This is a genomic window from Myroides pelagicus, from assembly GCF_009711055.1.
Classification (GTDB): Bacteria; Bacteroidota; Bacteroidia; order Flavobacteriales; family Flavobacteriaceae; genus Flavobacterium; species Flavobacterium pelagicum.
The window spans coordinates 1-17172 of sequence record NZ_WMJY01000021.1; the positions used below are offsets into that span (position 1 = coordinate 1).

15 protein-coding genes are annotated in these 17172 nt (G+C 35.6%); 7 read left to right on the forward strand and 8 right to left on the reverse strand.

What is annotated here, in order from left to right; translation table 11 throughout:
- Positions 1-354: 354 nt before the first annotated feature.
- Positions 355-771 carry a CBS domain-containing protein gene (locus GJV77_RS09870; protein WP_155036194.1) on the reverse strand — a complete coding sequence of 139 codons (417 nt, stop codon included), beginning with the start codon at positions 769-771 and terminating at the stop codon, positions 355-357.
- 217 nt (positions 772-988) lie between these two features.
- Here GJV77_RS09870 and GJV77_RS09875 point away from each other — a divergent pair, with 217 nt between their 5' ends.
- Positions 989-2935 (forward strand): DUF262 domain-containing protein, encoded by a 1947-nt coding sequence (locus GJV77_RS09875; RefSeq protein WP_155036195.1) that lies wholly within the window; start codon positions 989-991, stop codon positions 2933-2935.
- 242 nt (positions 2936-3177) lie between these two features.
- Here GJV77_RS09875 and GJV77_RS09880 read toward each other — a convergent pair whose 3' ends face one another.
- A complete protein-coding gene (locus GJV77_RS09880; protein ID WP_155036196.1) occupies positions 3178-3759 on the reverse strand; it encodes a thioredoxin family protein in 582 nt (193 codons plus the stop codon).
- Between the two features lie 231 nt (positions 3760-3990).
- Here GJV77_RS09880 and GJV77_RS09885 point away from each other — a divergent pair, with 231 nt between their 5' ends.
- Positions 3991-4953: an NAD(P)H-dependent flavin oxidoreductase gene (locus GJV77_RS09885; RefSeq protein ID WP_155036197.1), complete on the forward strand. Its 963-nt coding sequence runs from the start codon at positions 3991-3993 to the stop codon at positions 4951-4953.
- Positions 4954-5011: 58 nt separating this feature from the next.
- Positions 5012-5461, forward strand: a complete 450-nt coding sequence (locus GJV77_RS09890; protein ID WP_155036198.1) for a DUF4442 domain-containing protein — start codon at positions 5012-5014, stop codon at positions 5459-5461.
- A 154-nt stretch (positions 5462-5615) separates the two neighbouring features.
- Here the strand turns inward: GJV77_RS09890 and clpB are convergent, their stop codons facing one another.
- Positions 5616-8207 carry an ATP-dependent chaperone ClpB gene (clpB, locus tag GJV77_RS09895; protein WP_155036199.1) on the reverse strand — a complete coding sequence of 864 codons (2592 nt, stop codon included), beginning with the start codon at positions 8205-8207 and terminating at the stop codon, positions 5616-5618.
- A 373-nt stretch (positions 8208-8580) separates the two neighbouring features.
- Between clpB and ytxJ the strand changes: the two genes are divergently transcribed.
- Positions 8581-8922 carry a bacillithiol system redox-active protein YtxJ gene (gene ytxJ / locus GJV77_RS09900; protein ID WP_155036200.1) on the forward strand — a complete coding sequence of 114 codons (342 nt, stop codon included), beginning with the start codon at positions 8581-8583 and terminating at the stop codon, positions 8920-8922.
- 120 nt (positions 8923-9042) lie between these two features.
- On the opposite strand, the gene GJV77_RS09905 is transcribed toward ytxJ, so the two are convergent.
- The gene (locus GJV77_RS09905) at positions 9043-9477 is read right to left on the reverse strand and encodes a hypothetical protein (RefSeq protein WP_155036201.1); all 435 of its coding nucleotides are present in this window, start codon (positions 9475-9477) and stop codon (positions 9043-9045) included.
- Positions 9478-9684: 207 nt separating this feature from the next.
- Here GJV77_RS09905 and GJV77_RS14780 point away from each other — a divergent pair, with 207 nt between their 5' ends.
- Positions 9685-9861, forward strand: coding sequence for a hypothetical protein (locus GJV77_RS14780; RefSeq protein WP_162853988.1), 177 nt, complete (start codon positions 9685-9687; stop codon positions 9859-9861).
- Between the two features lie 100 nt (positions 9862-9961).
- Entirely contained in the window at positions 9962-10852 is an 891-nt protein-coding gene (locus GJV77_RS09910; protein ID WP_155036202.1) for a hypothetical protein, read from the forward strand.
- Positions 10853-11926: 1074 nt separating this feature from the next.
- Here the strand turns inward: GJV77_RS09910 and fahA are convergent.
- Positions 11927-13210, reverse strand: a complete 1284-nt coding sequence (gene fahA / locus GJV77_RS09915; protein WP_155036203.1) for a fumarylacetoacetase — start codon at positions 13208-13210, stop codon at positions 11927-11929.
- A gap of 110 nt (positions 13211-13320) precedes the next feature.
- On the opposite strand from fahA, the gene glyA reads away from it, so the two are divergent.
- Entirely contained in the window at positions 13321-14595 is a 1275-nt protein-coding gene (glyA, locus tag GJV77_RS09920) for a serine hydroxymethyltransferase (RefSeq protein ID WP_155036204.1), read from the forward strand.
- Positions 14596-14672: 77 nt separating this feature from the next.
- Here the strand turns inward: glyA and GJV77_RS09925 are convergent, their stop codons facing one another.
- The 3 genes from GJV77_RS09925 to GJV77_RS09935 are packed head-to-tail and all read right to left on the reverse strand — an operon-like array spanning position 14673 to position 17167.
- A complete protein-coding gene (locus GJV77_RS09925) occupies positions 14673-15413 on the reverse strand; it encodes an acyl-[acyl-carrier-protein] thioesterase (RefSeq protein WP_155036205.1) in 741 nt (246 codons plus the stop codon).
- 1 nt (position 15414) lies between these two features.
- Complete coding sequence (miaA, locus tag GJV77_RS09930; protein ID WP_155036247.1) at positions 15415-16332, reverse strand: tRNA (adenosine(37)-N6)-dimethylallyltransferase MiaA; 918 nt, start codon at positions 16330-16332, stop codon at positions 15415-15417.
- Positions 16316-17167 (reverse strand): ion transporter, encoded by an 852-nt coding sequence (locus GJV77_RS09935; protein ID WP_162521605.1) that lies wholly within the window; start codon positions 17165-17167, stop codon positions 16316-16318. Before GJV77_RS09935 ends, miaA begins: the two co-directional genes overlap by 17 nt.
- Between the last annotated feature and the right edge of the window lie 5 nt (positions 17168-17172).

Genomic DNA, 17172 nt, shown 5'->3' on the forward strand with positions numbered 1-17172 from the left:
TTAAATGCTGTTGCATTTATTTGTTGAATCTAAGTTTTATTATCAAGTTTTATGGTTCAAATGTACTTAGATTATAACGTGATTAGTCGTAAACTATTTGATGTGTTACATAAATTATGTGAAATCTATTGGGATAAATTTAGCGTGTTTTTATATAACTCTAGTTGTGTGTGTGCTTATAGGTAGTAAATTGTAGTAGACTGTCTTGTTTGGTATTAAAAAGTAGTTAATGACCAATTGGTGAGTTAGTTGTTGATAAACGAAAAAAGGGCTGTCTCATGAAGACAGCCCTTTGTCGGGGGACTATAATACCAAGGTGTATAGTAAAATTTAGTTGTGTATATTAGTCCGAATTTAGTATTGAGCAATTAAGTAGTTAATCAAATCTGTTGTAGTAATTATTCCAACTAGATTTCCATTTTTGTCATTAATAGGTAAAGAGTGGAAACGTTGTTTTGCAAATAATTCAGCTACTTCTTTTACAATTGTATCCTCAGTTACGACTAATGGATTTTTCGTCATGATGTCTTCTAATTTATAAGCGTCATAAATATCATTTAGTGCTTCACTATCTATTCCTGTGTGAGAGAACCCTATTTTTAGAATATCGTTATGACTGATTATTCCGACTAATTTGTCTCCATCTACTACTGGGATATGACGGATATTGTAATCCGAAAATAAAGCATTTACTTCACTTAATTTTTTTGTGGTTGGTACGGCAATTAATACCTTAGTCATGATTTGAGATACTGGTACTCTTTGTTTCATAGTATTTTTATTTAGGTTGTTATGTTTTACTACAGCAAATTTGCTTCTAAAATTGTTGGAAGTACATGACAATTCATAGGATATTTCTTTTGTTTTTTTCGTAACTTGTATAGTTGTATTCTTGTGTTCTTTTCTTAAATAACGAAATGGACTAGTAAAACAGCTTCATTTGATTTAATTTTGTTCACGATCAACAAGACATATAAGGAGTTTTCGAATGAATATAGTTGCTTTTGCAGAAGTTTTTAAGGGAAAGATATTTAGAATACCCGATTATCAGAGGGGGTATTCTTGGACCCAAAAGGAATTGAGTGAGCTTTGGTATGACCTTTATAATACGCATCAACAACGCAATGCTTTTCACTTTACAGGTATTTTGACCTTTAGTGCTTTTTCAAGAGCTGATTTAGAAAATGTTCGAAAAGAAGGGTTTGTTATTAGAGAGGATAAGCTACTCATTGACAAGGAGTATTATCAAGGATATAATATTGTTGATGGACAACAGCGTTTGACCACTCTTTTGATTCTGTTAGCTGAGTTAGTAGCTGCTTTGGAAGATGAGCAGCTAAGTGCTGACCTGACGAATACTTATTTCAAGAAGAATGATAAGACGGGTAATAAATATGTATTTGGTTACCATATTGATGTACCATCTCACAACTATCTTATCCGTGAAATATTTAATGAGCGTGATTATGAACGCGAGGAGACAGAAACTTTATATACACATAACTTAACGATTGCTAAGAATTATTTTGCTGAGCAAGTAAAGAAGCTTCCTGTTATGGAGCGTAGTCTTTGGGTAGAAAAAATCACAAAACACTTATTGTTTTCTATTCTAGATTTAACTGAAAATAAGGATAGGCCTCTAGATGTTTCAATGGTATTTGAGACGTTGAACTTCAGAGGGAAGCAATTGTCTAGCTTGGAGCGATTGAAGAACCGAGTATTGTATATAGTTTCAAAGCAATTAACTACGCCTGCTACAATACAACGCAGTCGTAAAAAAGTCAATCAAGCGTGGTTAGAAGTGTATAAGTGGTTAGGTAGAAATCCAATGCAAGCTATGGATGACGACGCTTTTTTAAAGGCTTTTTGGCTATTGTATTTCTCTAATACTTCAATGGTTTCAAATGACTTTAAGTCTTATCAAAAGCAGTTGTTTACGGTAGACTTTCAGCTAGAAGATTCTTATAACTCGACCAACCATGCGGAGGCTGATGCTCTAGATAAGTGGTTGAAAAGTATGCGAAAGGCTGTCGTTATGTGGTATTTTATCAATAATCCTTATGCTGTTAATACAGATGAGGATTTTCATTACCATTTTACCAAGCCGATACAAGATGCTTTATACCGATTAAATAACTTTCCCAGAGGATATGGGAAGTATATGTTGAATCTCGTTTTAGCTATTCTGATGAGAGATTTACCCGAAAAGGAGGGAGATACTCCATTAGAAAATCAGGATTTACAACGACTCAGTGCTATTGAGCGTTTGTTGTTTGCTATCGAACGACACAATGTGATGTGTTTCTTGCTACAAGGAAATAATTCTAACCTCAATCAAGAAGATACCTTTAGAGATATTAATTTCTATTATCAACGGGGTCGTGCTTATACAAATGAGTATTTGATTAATGTATTGATGGAACAGCGCGTGGAGCATTTTAGATGGAAGGAAGTCATTAACCACATTCACAAGGGACAGCGTTTTCGCACCTGGGCAGGACTGGATTATTTCCTAAAGACTATTGAAGAAATAAAAGGAGGTGTAGTAGATAAAGAAATGCGAAAAGTCGATCCGAAAGTGTATCTTGTGTATCCAGAAGACAACTACTATAAAGAGCGAAGCTATTACGTCGAAATCAATAAGATACTGAAGGTTAATCGCGATCGATATAGTTATTCAATTGGGAATATGTTTTTGGCATATAATCGCTATGAGCCAACAAGTTTTGACCGTATTCAAGAAAAGGTTCACAATGCCATTAGACATAAATACCGAACCACTAAGACTGAAGAGGGACTATTAGTGTATAATATTTGGAATAAAGAAGCTATAGAGGAGAGAGGGCGTGAGATGATGGAGCAGTTTATTCAGTATTGGGAATTACCTCCAATCCAAGATACAGAAATGCGTAGACTTCTGATTTTTGAAGTTTAGCCTAAATAGGAAAGCAATACAGAATGAGTATAGACTACTCAGGTTCAGACATTGTTCAAGTATACCTGCAGTATTCTTGCCCTTTTCTTGCCAATAGAATGCTTCTGGGCTCGTATACTGCACTTATACTGCACGTTTGGCTCAAGAAAGGGTAGAGTTGGCAAGAAGTACTAGTTTGCAAAAGCTATTTTCCGAATAGTAAAAAAAGAATAACCTCCTTTGATAAGGAGGTTATTTGGGTGTTATTTTACGTTATTTAAAAACATTTGTTTTGTTTTCTCAATACTATAACCTTTATTTTCTTCTAACTCAACTGAGCTGATAATATTGATTACTTTACCTTCTCCGTCAAGGACAAAAAAGAACGGGAAACCAAGTTTCTTTCCTTCTGGAGCATATTTATCAAAGACAACATCGTTTTTGTTGTTTTTTGAGTAATTTAAGTGGTAATATAGGTAGTTTTGGTCAACTACTGTTTTAAGTTCTTCTGTCTTCTGAACAAAGTCATTGAAGCGCAAACACCAAATACACCAGTTACCTCCAGCTTGTACGAAAACTTTTTTTCCTTCTTTTTTAGCTTGAGCGATTAGTTCGTTTAGACGGGCATCTGCATCTTCTGTCTCGTTATACGGTTTGCTTAGTGATTCTTTTTCTTTATTTACAGCAGCTTTGGCAACTTCTTCTGTAGTAGTTTCAACAGTATCTTTCGTTTCAGTTGTTACTTCTGTGGTGTTATCTGTGGCTGGCTTTTCTTTTTTGTCGTTACAGCTTGTGATGGTTAGTATAGCTGTAAGAAACAAGGTAGAATAGATTAATTTTTTCATCGATGTGAATATTTGGTTATTGTTTCTTCTTTCAGGGCACAAAGTAAGAAAAAGAATAATACGATACCGTTCTTTTAAGTGTGAATTATGTCAGAAAGATGAGAAAATAGAACAGTTTCCAAAAAACAGAAAAACTTCTAATAGAAGACATTGTATAATAAAACTATAGGAATTCTATTGATAATATGATTTTTTAGACTAAATTACAGAAGTAAAACAAGAAGAGTAAATATGACTATACAAGAATTAAAAGAAAGGGTAACATTGCCGATTATTGTATCTCCGATGTTTATCGTATCAGGTACGCGCTTAGTGATTGAATGTTGTAAGAATGGTATTGTAGGGACTTTTCCTGCACTAAACGGTAGGAGTTCAGAGGATTTTGAAGCGATGTTAAAAGAGGTGACTACTGAGCTAGCTAAGTTTGAACAGGAGACAGGTAAAAAAGCAGCGCCTTTTGGGGTAAATATTATTGTCAATAAGACTAATCCAAGGGTAATGCCAGATTTGCAATTGTGTGTGAAGTACAAAGTACCGATTATTATCACTTCTCTGGGAGCAGTCAAAGACTTGGTAGATGCAGTCCATAGTTATGGAGGATTAGTGTTTCACGATATTATTAAAAAGCGACATGCAGAAAAAGCGGCTGAAGCAGGAGTAGATGGTTTGATCTGTGTAGCAGCAGGAGCAGGAGGTCACGCAGGTACTGCTAGTCCATTTGCTTTGATATCAGAGATTAAGCAGTTCTTTAAAGGAGCAGTTCTTTTAGCAGGGAGTTTAGATACAGGAAGTGATATACTGGCAGCACAGACGATGGGTGCTGATTTTGCTTATATGGGAACTCGCTTTATCGCTACTGAGGAGTGTGATGCTGTGCAGGAGTATAAGCAAATGATCGTGGACTCAGGGGTCGATGATATTTTATATACTGATGGAGTGTCAGGGGTTAATGCTAATTTTCTTAAGCCAAGTATTGAACGTGCAGGATTGGACTTAAATGAGAAAAAAGAAGAAGACTTTTCTCAATTAACAGCAGCGAATAGCAAGGCATGGAAAGATATTTGGTCTGCAGGTCACGGTAGTGCGGGTATTCACCAAGTGCTTAGTGTAGCTGGTTTAGTTGATCAGTTAAAACAAGAATATAAGCAAGCTCTACAAGTGAATAAAACGATTATGGATCAATTAAAATTTTAATCGATTAGATTTTCATTACGGGGAGTATAAATCAACGAACAACTTAAAACTATAAAATATGGATCAACAGACCTTTAAACAAATATTGACGACACAAATACCTATTGCTTGGATAGCAGGTGTGCGATTAGAGAGTTTTAAACCCAATGAAGTAACGACTTATGTCGAATTAGATTTTCTAAACCAGAATCCTTTCCAAAGTATGTTTTGGGCTGTTCAAGGTATGGCTGCTGAGTTTTCAGGAGGTTTGATGTTATTAACTAAGATTAAGATGTCTGGGCAGAATATCGCTTCATTAGTGGTAAAGAATGAAATGGAGTTTGCTAAGAAAGCAGTAGGAAAGATTAGTTTCAGCTGTGATGAAGGAGAAAAAATTGACCAGGCAATAAAGCAAGCCATCGAGACTAAAGAAGGTGTACTTATTCCACTAACTACCATTGCTAAAGATGAGCAGGGAGATGTAGTGGCTAAGTTTTTATTTCACTGGAGCATCAAGTTAAGAGCGTAGTGTTAAACAAACTATTTTCGATAGATAGAAGAGGGGCAATCTGAATAAGGTTGCCCTTTTTGCAGTGTAGCGTTAGTAGAAAAAGAAAAGAGGCTATCCCCTATAAGGGGACAACCTCTAATTCCTATTGTAAAACTATTTTATTAACTCAGTATTAAGCTTTGTGGTTTCTGAAAACCAATTTGTTGTCAAAAGCATCAATCAAAATCATACTGTCAGCTTTGATATTACCAGCTAGTATTTCTTTAGATAATTGGTTGAGCACTTCTTTTTGTACCACACGTTTTACTGGACGTGCTCCGAATTCAGGGTCATAACCTTTAGTAGCTAAAAGGTCTTTTGCCTCAGTTGTTGCTTCCATGTGTATATTCTGTTGAGCTAACATTTTGAATACACTATTTAATTGAATCTCTACAATTTGTAAGATATCATCTTTTGACAAAGGAGTAAACATGACAACTTCATCAATACGGTTCAAGAATTCTGGGCGAACACTTTGTTTTAGTACATTTAATACTTCTACTTTAGCATCTTCAGCAGCTTGTTCTATATTATCTGCATCTTCAAACTTCTCTTGGATAATGTGACTACCCATGTTTGAAGTCATGATAATAATAGTGTTTTTGAAGTCAGCTAGACGACCTTTGTTGTCTGTTAGACGACCTTCATCTAATACCTGTAGTAAGATATTAAACGTATCAGGGTGTGCTTTTTCAATCTCATCTAACAAGACTACTGAATAAGGTTTTCTGCGTACTGCTTCAGTCAATTGTCCACCTTCATCATATCCAACGTATCCCGGAGGCGCTCCTACTAATCTACTTACACTATGTCTTTCGCCATATTCGCTCATATCTATACGCGTCATTGCATTCTCATCATCAAACAGATACTCGGCTAATGCTTTTGCTAGCTCAGTCTTACCAACTCCAGTAGTACCTAAGAAAAGGAATGAACCAATAGGTTTTTTAGGGTCTTGAAGTCCCGCTCTACTTCTGCGCACTGCATCACTAATAGCTACGATTGCATCTTGCTGACCTACTACGCGTTTATGTAATTCGTCTTCTAAGTGAAGTAGTTTTTCTCTTTCGCTTTGAAGCATTTTAGTCACTGGTACACCTGTCCATTTTGCTACTACTTCAGCAATATCATCACTGGTTACTTCTTCTTTGATTAATGAAGTACCACTTTGGTTTTCTTCCAGTTGCTTTTGTGCAACCTCTAGAGCTTCTGTGGCATCTTTAATCTTTCCGTATCGTATTTCAGCTACTTTACCATAGTCACCTTCACGCTCAGCTTTTTCAGCTTCAAGTCGATACTGTTCAATCTCTTGTTTGATGGTTTGAACGCGATCAACGACTTCTTTTTCCGCTTGCCATTTGGTAAAGATTTCATTTCTGTCTTCTTTTAGGTTGGCTAACTCTAATCCTAACGTTTTTAGTTTGTCTTCGTCATTCTCGCGCTTAATTGCTTCAATCTCAATTTCTAACTGCATTACTTTACGGTCAATAACGTCGAGTTCTTCTGGTTTTGAGTTGATTTCCATTCTCAATTTAGAAGCTGCCTCATCCATTAAGTCAATAGCCTTGTCTGGTAAGAAACGGTTAGTAATATAGCGCTCTGACAAATTAACAGCTGCAATAATAGCTTCGTCTTTTATACGTACTTTGTGGTGAGCTTCATATTTTTCTTTAATACCACGAAGGATAGAGATGGCACTCTCAGTATCAGGTTCATCTACAATTACTTTTTGGAAACGACGTTCTAGGGCTTTATCTTTTTCGAAGTATTTTTGGTATTCATCTAAAGTTGTAGCTCCGATCGAACGAAGTTCTCCACGAGCAAGAGCAGGTTTTAGAATGTTAGCAGCATCCATAGCTCCGTCACCACCACCAGCACCAACTAGGGTATGAATCTCATCAATGAATAAGATAATATTACCTTCTGCTGAGGTTACTTCTTTTACCACTGATTTTAAACGTTCTTCAAATTCTCCTTTATATTTTGCACCAGCAATCAAGGCTCCCATATCTAAGGCAAAAATTTGTTTGTCTTTTAGATTTTCGGGTACGTCTTGTTGTACGATACGGTGTGCTAAACCTTCTGCAATTGCTGTTTTACCTACCCCAGGTTCACCGATAAGCATTGGGTTGTTTTTGGTACGACGACTCAAGATTTGCAACACACGTCTGATTTCCTCATCACGTCCGATTACTGGGTCTAGTTTACCTTCGTTGGCCAATTGCGTTAAGTTATTAGCGTATTTGTTTAATGAGTTATAAGTATCTTCTGCTGATGCAGAGGTTACTTTAGCTCCATTTCTGATTTCATTAATAGCTGCTTCCAGTTGTTTTTCTGTAACTCCTTGATCTTTTAATATCTGTGCTACTTTGCTTTTTGACTTGAAAATTGCCAAAATCAAATGTTCAATAGATACATATTCATCTTTCATTTTTGTAGCAATAGCCTGAGCTTCTGTAACTGCTACGCTAGCTTCTCTTGAGAGGCTTAGTTGTCCACCCGATACTTTAGGTAAACTTTGAATTGTCGCATCTAATACACTTTTGAAAGTATCCAGATTAACGTTCAGTTTTTTTAGTATAAAGGGAGTAACGTTTTCATCTACTTCAAGAATTGCTTTGAAGATGTGTTCGTTTTCTATTTGTTGTTGGCCTAATCCCTGTACGATAACTTGCGCACGTTGTAGAGCCTCTTGTGATTTTATTGTAAAATTATTCAAATTCATATCTTTAGCTTTTTTGTTCTTTAGTTTTATGCTAGGTAATAAGCAAGAGGTGTTCCAATGTTGTATTCGTGACTATATGGCATTTAAATCAAGTGTATAAGTTGTAATTATTGACAAAAGGTCATAAAATATTTAATTTATTTGAATTGAAAGGTCATTTTGTCTTAGTCTAAGTTAGCTAAATTATCTTGTACTAACGCGTTTTATTTAAGTGTTTTTGGTTTGAATTAAGGTGTAGTCCTTAAGTGTAGGAGAATAGAGTTAAGGCTTAGTTGTACTAAGTAATCCATCTTAACTAGTAGTAAGCGATGTGTTATTAGGGTTGTATAGTGAAGGGAGATTGTGTACTTTTGTAAGTATAAGATTAGTAATTATGGAGTGGATATCGTTAAAGGATAAACAGCAATTGGAAGAGTTAGTTGCGTTATCTCAGCAAAAGCCTGTTGTTATTTTTAAGAATAGCAATCGTTGTTATATAAGCAAATTTGCCTTGAAGAATTTTCAAGCTTCATTTGATAACAGTAAACAAGTGTTGTGTTATATGGTTGATGTAGTAGCAGATCGACCAATATCACTTGCTATAGCAGATCTGTTTAAGGTAGAACATCAATCACCTCAAATTCTATTGATTGCTGAAGGGAAGTCTGTTTTTTCTACTTCACACGAAAATATAGATGGAGCAGCTTTGGAAAAATTGGTGCTAACTATTGCGTAGTGTCATATAATCAAAGAGAAAAGCCTCATCGGCAGTCGGTATAAATATCAAAAAGCCTCTTGTATAGTAGTATATACAAGAGGTTTTTAGGTTAAGCTGGCTATCTGTGTTTGGCTTCGTTTATATTGAAAGTGTATTGAACCCTTTCTCGTTTAATTGGAAATAGTATTTATGAGCATTCGGTGTACCGATGAAGTAAGAAGGTAGGTCGGCTAACTCTACGCCATATACTTTAAGGGCAAACTCACATACTACTAATTTTATTCCTGCTTTGTTAGCAGCATCTAATTCTGCACGGTATTCAGGGTTGTTTAGCTCTTGTACCATTTTTCCCATGATTACGATTTCAAATTCTGCTTTAGGATTAGCTGCTAATACTTCTGATCCAGTCATGATTGACGCACGCATATTTTTGATTGACTGTACTAAGATGGCAAATTTCTTTCCTTTCACCTCTTGGTATTCATAGGTTGATGTAGTGTTTTCTGTGTTTCCAGCTACAGCTACTTGACTAAAAGTAGCGACTAATGCTAAGGCTAATACGATTTTTTTCATTTCAATTACTTTATGGTTTTTAACTAGAGCAAACATAGTGAGTAATCTACAAGACCACAGTAACAATTGTTACATAGCGTGGTTTTTGAATAGCCTTTTAGTGAGTAATCATTTCTATTGAGTTAGCTTACTGTGAGGGTAACAAATGTTACAGCAATAGCCAAAAGTTAGCCTTACATTTGACTTTTATTTAATAACGTCAAAGAGATGATTACATATTTTAAAAAATGGACAGCCATGCGCTGGATAAGGGTAGGATTAGGCATATTATTACTGATACAAGCTTATGATGCAAAACTGTGGATTTTAGCAATTCCTGCCGTCTATCTATTTGTACAAGCTTTCTTTAACTTTGGTTGTAAAAATGATTCTTGTAAACTTTAGTCTAATATGTTGATTATTATTGTTTTGAGATTTGTTTTTTTTGAATTATAATTGAAACAATAAGCTTACTTTAGCAGTGTTTTTAAGAAATAAAAAAATTATGAAACAAAGATTATTATCAATAACTATGTTTACCTTATTGATGGGATTATGGTTAGGATGTCAGGATAAAAAGGAGACGGTCCCATCAAGTAATACTTCTGAAAATACCGTAGTCACGATTAATCAGCCAGTAGATGATCAACTAATGGCTAGTACTGAGGAAACTACAGGTGTAGAAGAATATATAGATCCAGATAACCCTACCATATACCCCAATACTTTTCGGTTTGCACATCATATGATCATGTTGGGGGAGTTTCATGCTGGTGAACTTACAGATAAAATAGCCCAAAAGCAATGGATTGGACTCGTAAAAGAGTCTTCAGATACCTATAGCTTAGTTCCAATTCGTCCGAAAACTAAATTAGTCTATGACGTAGTCTTAGATAATGAAGGAGAAACCACGGCTACAAGTGTTTCGGTAGATGGAGAAGAAGTAGTTTTTATGATTGAAGACGAGCTTGTTATTTCGAAGGACATAGTCACTGTTGCTACTATTCCTACTATCATATACCCAGGGGAGACTATCAAATTCAACTATCGAGGAAAAAACTATTCTCTACACGCAGAGGGTGAAAAGGAACAACCCTATACCTATGAAAACGAGGAAGGAATTATACAAACAGGATATACTATCACAAAATATAATTTGTATCTAAAGGTTCAAGGACAAGATGATAAAATAACTTTATTGATGTTAGATCGTTTGGAAGATGCGACACCAACTATTGAGTTCGCAGGTGATTTAAATGATGATGGGATCATAGACTTACTAATTAACACAACTTATAATTATAATATGTATCGACCTACATTATATTTATCTAAAGTTAACGGAGATAGAACAGATATAGTGCCAGTTGCGGCAATTACTAGTTTAGGTTGTTAGTCAGTAAAAAAAAGACCTAATAGAGACCTCCGAAGCAATTAAGTGTGCTCGGAGGTCTTTTCTTATTTTTAGTGAGGAGTATGGCTTACATATAGTTTTAAACTTTTAAGGAAGACCTATATATTTAAGATATACGAGGTTATATTGGTGTTAATCATTGAACCTTTTTCTTCTTGTGTATTCAATTGAAATTCACAGTTATCCGAGAAGACATTGTGTTCCGATATACCGACAATATAGATTAAATAGTCTATTTTTTTACTACCTTTTTGTTGTTTTAATTCAATAGTTGCTTCTTTTGGGGAAGACAAGTCTGATGTTATCCAATATTGGGTGGTTATTAGTGAGTCTGGCTTTTAGAGGGATACGCGATAGATTTTATCTAGTAGTGTTGGAAGGTGTTGAGTTATAGCTTCCCTTTATCCTTTACTAATGCCAAAAATTAAGTACGTTTTTATCTACATTTTGTCTTTCGATTTGGCGTAAATGTATTCTATCATTCAATAGAAAAGAAGGTTAAGTATTGTCTTTTTTATCACTCTCAAAACGCACTAATAATTTGATTAAAAAAAGGGTTCAACAGCTACCGAACTAATGATGAGGTCAATACAGTCAAGTTTTTACAAGGTTTTTACAACTGTTGTTCGGGCCTTCTTCGGAAGAAGTACCTAAAATAGGGGGGCTTACCGAAGAAGACTCGAATAAGTATCGAATGAAGCTTGGCAAATACTGGGGTAAACAATGTTTCGGATAGCTTAATGAATGAAATTGACAGGGCGAAATGCGAAAATAAAACACCTTCGATGTAGGTGTTTTTTACTTGTGCAGAGAGTACATTTTAACTGTTGATTAGTGTACTTTTTAAATCATCAGTGTTGGGTAACACATTGATATATTGCAAAGATACGTTTTTTTTGATATAGATGGAATTTTGACATTTGACTCATGGAAAGAATAGAGTGACAAATTTGTAGAGTGCAAAAAAAATGAAGTTAAAGGAGAACTAGCTAAAAAAAGCGTGAGACAAATTTGTCTCACGCTTTAGTATTCTTTTTTAATGAAAGAACAAATTCGTTAAAATAGTTGATTCGCAGGTAAAAGCATATTACTCACTTCGCCAAATCCGATACGAACTTGATTGTTATCACAGTATCCTTTCATAATTACGGTATCATAATCTTGAATAAAAGTACGTGTACTACCGTCTTTCATCGTTAATGGTTTTTGACCCGCCCAACTCAGTTCGAGCATTGAACCATAGCTAGACTCTACAGGTCCAGAGATAGTACCTGATCCCATTAAGTCTCCTGAGTTCACTTTACATCCGTTAATGGTGTGATGAGCTAGCTGTTGGCTCATTGTCCAATACAAATATTTAAAATTCGAAGTGGATACCAAAGTAGATTCACTGTCTTTTGGCTGTACATATACTTCTAAGTGAATGTCAAAGGATTTATCTCCTGTTTGTTGTAAATAAGGTAGAGGAGTAGGTTCTTGTACTGGGCTAGCTACGCGATAAGGCTCTAAGGCGTCTAGAGTAACTACCCATGGAGAAATAGCTGTTGCAAAGTTCTTTGCTAAGAAAGGCCCTAGTGGGACATATTCCCAAGTCTGAATATCACGAGCACTCCAGTCATTTAATAGAACCATTCCAAAGATGTGGTCTTCTGCTTGATCCACTGGAATAGCTTCTCCAAATAAATTTACATCTGTAGTAATAAAACCTGTTTCTAATTCGAAGTCGATGCGTTGAGAAGGGCCAAATACAGGTGTTTTTTCTCCTTTAGGAAGCGTTTGACCGTTTGGACGTTTGATCGATACGCCAGAAGGAATCACTGTAGAGCTTCTACCGTGGTATCCTACAGGTATATGTAGCCAGTTTGGCAATAGCGCATTGTCAGGATCTCTAAACATCATACCTACATTGGTAGCGTGCTCTTTACTAGAATAAAAGTCGGTGTAATCTCCTATTATAATAGGCAATTGCATTTCTACAGAGGCAATAGAGAAGATCACGGCTTCTCTGTGTTTTGTATTATTTTGTAGCGTATTATTATTGCTATCAAAGATTTCGGCTACTCTATTTCGAACAGCTCTCCAAGTTTTCTTCCCAGCGGCAATGAAGTCATTTAATGAATCCTGTAAGAACACATCATCTGTAAGGTCTATTCCTTTGAAATAACCAAGCATCTGTAGAGCGCTTAAATCAATTGCATAATCACCAATTCTCGTTCCTATGGTGATAATATCTTCTTGCGTGATAAATACTCCAAAAGGAATGTTTTGAATTGGAAAATCAGAGTTTTTATCAACGTTTAACCAAGACTTCCTATTTGGGTCGTTTGCGTTAATTGTCATAGTATAATTTTTTTGCGTTAATAGTGTAACTCAAATATATAATTAAGACTTAAAATAACAAACGTTTTTTGTACATTTGGGAGCAAATAAAAATGAAACACACAACATAAATGAGAAAAGATACTGAAATTTTCGACCTAATTCTAGAAGAACACGATAGACAAGTTCATGGAATAGAATTAATTGCTTCTGAAAACTTTGTAAGTGATGAAACTATGGAAGCTGCGGGTTCTTGTCTAACTAACAAATATGCTGAAGGATATCCAAACAAGAGATATTACGGGGGATGTGAAGTAGTTGACGTAGTAGAGCAAATCGCTATCGATCGTGCAAAAGCACTATTTGGAGCAGAGTACGTAAACGTACAACCTCACTCTGGATCTCAAGCTAATACAGCTGTATTTTTTGCATGTTTAAAACCAGGTGATAAGATTTTAGGATTTGACTTATCACACGGAGGGCATTTGACTCATGGTTCATCAGTTAACTTCTCAGGAAGATTATATGAGCCAGTATTCTACGGAGTAGAGCAAGAAACAGGAATGCTTAACTATGACAAGATTCAAGAAATAGCAACTAAAGAGCAGCCAAAATTAATTATAGCTGGTGCATCTGCATACTCTCGCGATATGGATTTCAAACGCTTCAGAGAGATTGCTGACAGCGTAGGAGCTATTTTGATGGCTGATATTTCTCACCCAGCAGGATTAATTGCGAAAGGATTATTAAGTGATCCAGTACCTCATTGTCATATTATTACGACAACAACTCACAAAACATTAAGAGGACCTAGAGGTGGTATCATCATGATGGGGAAAGACTTTCCTAATCCATTTGGTATCAAGACCCCTAAAGGAGAAGTGCGTATGATGTCTTCTTTATTGGATAGTGCAGTATTCCCTGGTAATCAAGGTGGTCCATTGATGCATATTATTGCTGCTAAAGCAGTAGCTTTTGGAGAGGCATTGTCTGATGAGTTCTTTAAATATACTTTACAAGTTCAGAAAAATGCTAAAGCTATGGCTGAGGCATTTGTAAAAAGAGGATACAATATTATTTCTGGAGGTACAGACAATCACATGATGCTTATCGATCTTAGAAATAAAGATATCTCTGGTAAAGAAGCTGAGCAAGCATTAGTAAAAGCTGAAATTACAGTGAATAAAAATATGGTTCCATTTGATGATAAGTCTCCATTTGTAACTTCAGGTATCCGTATCGGTACACCTGCTATTACCACTAGAGGATTAGTTGAGTCAGATATGGAAGCGATTGTAGCGCTAATTGACAAAGTGTTAATGAACCACACAGATGAGCAAGTAATCGAAGAGGTTGCTGATCAAGTAAATGAAATGATGGAAGAAAGACCAATGTTTGTTTGGTAATCTTCTTATAATTGAGATATAAAAAAGCCACTTGAAATCAAGTGGCTTTTTTATATCTGTATAATAGCTAATGTATTCTAAGAAAAGAAACAGTAAAAGTTAGTAGTTTTCTCATCAGTTTGTATTGTGAAGTGATGTCCCTGTTCATCTTGACCATAGGATACATCAAAGTTTTGACCATAGGTCATTTCTTTTTTGAATAACATATCAATAGTGCGACAGTGTTGTAAGTCAATGCCCTTTGCATAGGCACTATCCATAATCCAGTCAATGTACTTGATGTTGGTAACGTGATTGACCATATCGAGATCCGAGTATCTTACCCTATTATCGTCTATTTTCAATAGCGGTGTTTTAGGAGGAATTTGAAAGTTATTCTTGATGGTGTGTTTATCAGGGTATTTGATGAAGTGATCGTGTGGTAGAGCCATTAATTCAGGTCTTCTCTTGACTGTGTTAATGATAACCCACATCGAACTAGCATTAGCAATTAAAACATCTCCCATATAAACCTCAAAGTTTCTTATAGAGCGAAAACCGTCTAGTTTTTCTATCCAAGTAACAATATCAATGTCATCTTGCCATTTAGGCAATTCTTTTTCCTCTATTTCAATTCTGAATTTATTGACAACCCAAGCTTGGTTAGTGGGTTGCATATCCCAAAAGCTAATACCGCCTTCGACAGCGTGTTCTGAAGCGACATATTGTATCAATCTACTAAGCGAAGATAGTTTGATATGTCCATCTGGAGAGCAGTCAAAGAAATCGATCTGAAAACTCCTTCTGTAGATAGAAGTGAAGTTAGGAGATATAGGCATGTTATTTTGTCTGTTTATCTATTGTGTCAATAATTGTTTGTAAGTCTGTTGTGTAGTCAAACCAGTGAACATTTTCAGTTCGTTTAAACCAAGTGATTTGTCGCTTAGCGAAGCGACGTGTATTTTTCTTAATCTCTTCAATAGCGAAAGCTAAGTCAAATTCATTGTCTAAGTAGGAGAAAATTTCTCTATAGCCAACCGTTTGCAATGCATTGTGCTCTTTGAAAGGATATAGTTCAGTAGCTTCTTTGATTAAGCCTGCGTTAATCATGTTATCTACTCGTTTGTTAATGCGATCGTACATCAGCTCTCTATCAGCTTGTAACCCTATTATAATAGGGGTAAATGAACGCAAGGTTTCTTTTTGTTTCAGAAAAGAGGAGTAGGGCTTGCCAGTTCCTAGGCAAATCTCCAAGGCACGTATTACGCGTTGAGGATTGTCTAGTGCAACTTTTTCGTAGTGTATAGGGTCTAATTCTTTTAGCTGGTTTTGTAAGTGAGCTAAGCCAAAAGTATCAAGATCGTTGTTTAACTGCTCTCGAATACTAGGATCTACATCTGGGAAATTGTCTAAACCGTTTAATATGGCATTGACAAATAGTCCAGATCCACCCACCATGACTTGTATGGGGTTTTGTTGAAACAACTCGTCTAGTTTGGCAATGGCATCTCGTTCAAAATCCCCAACGGAATAAGAGGTGTGAATACTTATATTTTGAATGAAATGATGGGGTACAGCGCTTAATTCTTCATCAGAAGGAACAGCAGTACCAATGTACATTTCTTTGTAGAACTGTCTACTGTCACATGAAATAATTTGGCTCTTGTAATGTTGGGCAATTTTAATACCTAAAGCTGTTTTTCCAATAGCAGTAGGTCCAATTACAACAATTAAATATTTATTATTTTTTGAATACATCATTTAGTTTTTGACCGCAGTTATAGCAGTAATTAGCGTCTTCATCATAAATAGTCGTGGTACAAGCAGTACAGTTTCGTCTTTTACGAGCATCAATCCTGTTGCGCTTGATATTAGAGAACTCTGCGGTTACAATACCCGTAGGCACAGCAATAATTCCATACCCCAGAATCATAATCAATGAAGCGATCATTTGTCCTTGCAAAGTCTGTGGTGCAATATCTCCATATCCCACAGTAGTCAAGGTAACGATACACCAATAGATACTTTTAGGGATACTTGTAAAACCATTCTCTTTTCCTTCAATGACATACATCAGTGCTCCTAGAATAATGGATACAACTAATACGAAATATACAAAGACAATAATCTTTGTTCTACTGGCTTTAATAGCTAGTTTTAGGTGAGACTCTTGTCCAATATAGGGAACAAGGTTTAAGATACCGAATAAACGCAATAGACGAATTGCTCGAATAACTGTCAATACTTGTGCATCTACAATGAAGAAAGATAAATACATCGGTAAGATAGATATGAAATCAATAATTCCATAGAAACTAAATATGTACTTTAGTGGTTTCTTATTGCACAAGATCCGTAGTACGTATTCAATAGTAAAAAAGACAGTGATTATCCACTCAAAGACTTTCAAGCTAAAGTGATGCTTCATGTCAAAGCTCTCAATCGATTCGAGCATGACTAGCACAACGCTCAAAAGTATGACAGCTAAAAGAACTAAGTCGAATAGCTTACCTGCAAAGGTATTTGCACCATAAATAATGATGTAAACTTTCTGCCTAAGTATTTCCCATTTGTTTTTAAATCTTCTCAAGATCTTTG

Bases quoted from the DNA above. Each gene is read 5' to 3' on its own strand.
- GJV77_RS09870 (WP_155036194.1), bottom strand. From the start codon at position 771: ATGAAACAAAGAGTACCAGTATCTCAAATCATGACTAAGGTATTAATT.
- GJV77_RS09875 (WP_155036195.1), top strand. From the start codon at position 989: ATGAATATAGTTGCTTTTGCAGAAGTTTTTAAGGGAAAGATATTTAGA.
- GJV77_RS09880 (WP_155036196.1), bottom strand. From the start codon at position 3,759: ATGAAAAAATTAATCTATTCTACCTTGTTTCTTACAGCTATACTAACC.
- GJV77_RS09885 (WP_155036197.1), top strand. From the start codon at position 3,991: ATGACTATACAAGAATTAAAAGAAAGGGTAACATTGCCGATTATTGTA.
- GJV77_RS09890 (WP_155036198.1), top strand. From the start codon at position 5,012: ATGGATCAACAGACCTTTAAACAAATATTGACGACACAAATACCTATT.
- clpB (WP_155036199.1), bottom strand. From the start codon at position 8,207: ATGAATTTGAATAATTTTACAATAAAATCACAAGAGGCTCTACAACGT.
- ytxJ (WP_155036200.1), top strand. From the start codon at position 8,581: ATGGAGTGGATATCGTTAAAGGATAAACAGCAATTGGAAGAGTTAGTT.
- GJV77_RS09905 (WP_155036201.1), bottom strand. From the start codon at position 9,477: ATGAAAAAAATCGTATTAGCCTTAGCATTAGTCGCTACTTTTAGTCAA.
- GJV77_RS14780 (WP_162853988.1), top strand. From the start codon at position 9,685: ATGATTACATATTTTAAAAAATGGACAGCCATGCGCTGGATAAGGGTA.
- GJV77_RS09910 (WP_155036202.1), top strand. From the start codon at position 9,962: ATGAAACAAAGATTATTATCAATAACTATGTTTACCTTATTGATGGGA.
- fahA (WP_155036203.1), bottom strand. From the start codon at position 13,210: ATGACAATTAACGCAAACGACCCAAATAGGAAGTCTTGGTTAAACGTT.
- glyA (WP_155036204.1), top strand. From the start codon at position 13,321: ATGAGAAAAGATACTGAAATTTTCGACCTAATTCTAGAAGAACACGAT.
- GJV77_RS09925 (WP_155036205.1), bottom strand. From the start codon at position 15,413: ATGCCTATATCTCCTAACTTCACTTCTATCTACAGAAGGAGTTTTCAG.
- miaA (WP_155036247.1), bottom strand. From the start codon at position 16,332: ATGTATTCAAAAAATAATAAATATTTAATTGTTGTAATTGGACCTACT.